Below are 3,201 nucleotides of genomic sequence, written 5' to 3' on the forward strand. Positions count from 1 at the left end.
GCTAGCGTTCTCGAGCGGGCGGGCTTCAAGTTCGACATGGGCCCGTCCTGGTACCTCATGCCGGACGTCTTCGAGCGCTTCTTCGCCCACTTCGACCGATCGCCGGCCGACTACTACACGCTCGAACACCTCGACCCTCACTACCGCATCTACTGGAAAGACGGCGATCGGCTCGACGTGACGGGAGACCTCGAGGCCACGAAGGCCGCCTTCGAGACGTACGAAACCGGGGCAGGCGAGGCGCTCGAACGGTACCTCGAGCGCTCCCGGGAGACCTACAACGTCGGCATGGAACAGTTCGTCTACACGGACCGGCCGCGGTTTCAAGACTACCTCGACTGGGACGTCGTCAAGAACGCTCGCGGGTTGGGACTTTTCGGCTCGATGAGCGACCACGTCGCGAAGTACTTCGACGACGCAAAGCTACGCCAGGTCGTCCAGTACTCGCTGGTGTTCCTCGGCGGGTCCCCGACCAACACGCCGGCCCTCTACAACCTGATGAGCCACGTCGACTTCAACCTCGGCGTCCACTACCCCGAGGGCGGTCTCGCCTCGGTCGTCGACGGCGTGGTCGACCTGGGCGATGAACTCGGCGTCGAGTACCGCACCGGTGCCGAGGTCACAGCCATCACCGGGCATCGGGGAGCCTTTCGGCTGGAAACCGCAGACGGCCCAGTCGAGGCCGACCTCGTCGTCAGCGATGCGGACTACGCTCACACCGAGCAGTCGCTCCTCGCACCCGAGGACCGTCAGCAGGACGAAGCGTACTGGGACGACCGGACCTATGCCCCCTCGGCGTTCCTGTTGTATCTCGGCGTGTCCGGCGACGTCGAAGAACTCGCCCACCACACCCTGGTGTTGCCGACCGACTGGGAGCCCCACTTCGAATCGATATTCGACTCCCCGGCCTGGCCGGAGGACCCGGCCTATTACCTCTGTGCGCCCTCGAAGACGGACGACGACGTCGCCCCGGAGGGGTGCAGTACGCTCTTCGCGCTCGTGCCCATCGCCCCCGGTCTCGGGGACGACGAGGCGACCCGCGAGGCGTACCGGGACCAGTTACTCGCGGACGTCGCAGTCAACACCGGCGTCGACCTCCGGGACCGGATCCTCGTCGAGGAGACGTTCAGCGTCTCCGATTTTTCCAGTCGCTACAACGCCCGCGAGGGCACGGCGCTCGGCCTCGCCCACACGCTGCGCCAGACCGGACCGTTGCGCCCCGGACACCGGTCGTCGGCCCTCGACGGGCTGTACTTTACTGGTGCCTTCACGACGCCAGGCATCGGCGTGCCCATGTGTCTGATCAGCGGGCAGCACACTGCCGAGGCGGTCGTCGCGGACGCCACCGAAGTACTCGCATGAGCCTCCGCACCCTCCTGGTCCGCTCCCGCCCGCGGTTCTGGCTGTACCTGGCCGGGCAAGTGCGGTGGCGGATGGCTTCTGGACCTATCCGTCGGGGGCCTATTACGGAAAAATCGAGGCGAACGCCTCGCCCATCAAGGCGGGGATGAGGCCGACTAACAGTATTCAACCGTCGACGATGGCATAGACGGGGTTCCGACGCGATTTTTAACCCGTCCGACTGGGATAGTATGTATAGATGGTGAAGAGTACCAGTCACGTGAATTACGAAGTCTACTACGATATCGTGTTCGTGCCGAAATATCGGCGTTCGCACCTGACGGGAAAGACGGAGGGACGTCTCGAAACCATCTTCGCGGAAATCTGTGAGGACAACGACCTCGAACCGGCCGAGTCCGAGGTCGTGCCCGACTGCGAACTGATCGCGGGTTCTGATACGACATTCGACCCACGAGATGGGGACTGCGGAAACGGGACCGGGCCGTCTCCGGTTCAATCCGCCGGACGCGCCCGGAGTTCCGGGAAGTATCGGCCGTGGAAGTCGAACGGGGCGGCGTGTGGCAGGTCGACTCGCGCCCGTTCGTCGAAGCGCTCGCCGTCGAGGACGAGCAGTCGAGAGCGACCGGCATCGACGTCCAGCGAGACCGTGAGCACGACGCCCGCGTCCTCCGGTCCGTCTGCCCGGGGGACGAAGACGGGCTCGCCGAAGTAGTCGCCACCGACCGCGAACTCGACCACCTCGCCCGTCTGCGTGTCTAGCTTTAGTAGGCCAGTCGCCCATTCGGTCGTCGGCTGGTCCATACTCATCGCGTAGACGTAGCGGTGTGGCCGACACCAACGTGCCGGCGAGACGGTCGGCAGCGCGGTGCCGTCGTCGTACAGCATCTCTCGGTGGACAGTCGCGTCGTCCGCCCCGTACCGGCCGGACCCCGTCACGCCACCGAGGTTGACGGTGAACCGTTCGAGGCGGCCGGCGATGGCGTCGAGGTTCCCGTCCCGGAGCGTCTCCAGGGAGAGTTCGCTGATCGCCGTCGCGTCCGGGATCGTTTCGAGGTCGAAGACCAGTTCCCTCCCGCCGTCGCGCTCGAAGGCGTTGACGTGGTGGAATCCGAACAGGGCGTCCGTCACGGGTTCGGCGACCACCTCGCCGCTGGCCCGGTCGAGAACGGCCACCCGCGTCCCCCGGTCGGGCTGCCACTCGAACTGTTCGATGAACGCCCCCTGTCGCCCGGGTTTGAAGAAGGTCAGCGGGTCGACCCGGAGCGGGAACTCCGTGAGGACGACGTAGCGCGGCGTCAGCGCGAAACTGTGCATGTACGCGGGGGCGTCCGTCTCGACGCTGCCGACGTGTCTGCGACCGCCGTCGTCGAGGATAGCATGGACGTGATAGGTACTGGTGCGGCCGAACGCCGTTTCGACGTTGAACAGCGTTCCCGTCGCGGGGTCGCGTTTCAGGTGTGCACACGCGAGCTGGCCCGCAGGTTCGGGTCCGTCGTACTGGACGTGCCCCTCGACGCCGAGTGTGTTGTGGTCGACGACGACGGCCCGCGGTGATTCGGTCAGCGCGAGGTAGCGGTCCCCGACTCGTTCGACGATGATGTTGGTGTTGTCGTACGGTTCTGTAAGGATACCTGCGAGCCGTTCCCGGAGTGTCGTCTCGCCGGTGGCGAAGCCACCGGTAAATTCCCCTGCGCGTGCCCGCTCGTAGGCGTCCGTCTCGAGGAACCGATTCCGGTAGTGGACCGCATCGGCCGCCCCGCCGACGGAGCTATCCGCCCGGTTCCCGGGGTCGAACGTAAACCGATAACACATCGCCAGGCCGTCGAACCAGTGGTCGAC

General features: G+C 65.7%; 2 protein-coding genes and 1 pseudogene. 2 read left to right on the top strand and 1 reads right to left on the bottom strand.

The window, feature by feature from the left end; translation table 11 throughout:
* The coding region (locus V5A53_RS14095; RefSeq protein ID WP_332314248.1) for a phytoene desaturase family protein at window positions 1-1,362 on the top strand (1,362 nt) is incomplete at its 5' end.
* Window positions 1,363-1,600: 238 nt separating this feature from the next.
* Window positions 1,601-1,774 (top strand): annotated as a pseudogene (locus V5A53_RS14100) (transposase); the annotation flags it as partial.
* A gap of 80 nt (window positions 1,775-1,854) precedes the next feature.
* Here V5A53_RS14100 and V5A53_RS14105 read toward each other — a convergent pair.
* On the bottom strand, window positions 1,855-3,201 hold a 1,347-nt coding region (locus tag V5A53_RS14105), incomplete at its 5' end, for a carotenoid oxygenase family protein (RefSeq protein WP_332314249.1).

The sequence above is a fragment of the Natronomonas sp. genome (assembly GCF_036625485.1).
Classification (GTDB): domain Archaea; phylum Halobacteriota; class Halobacteria; order Halobacteriales; family Haloarculaceae; genus Natronomonas.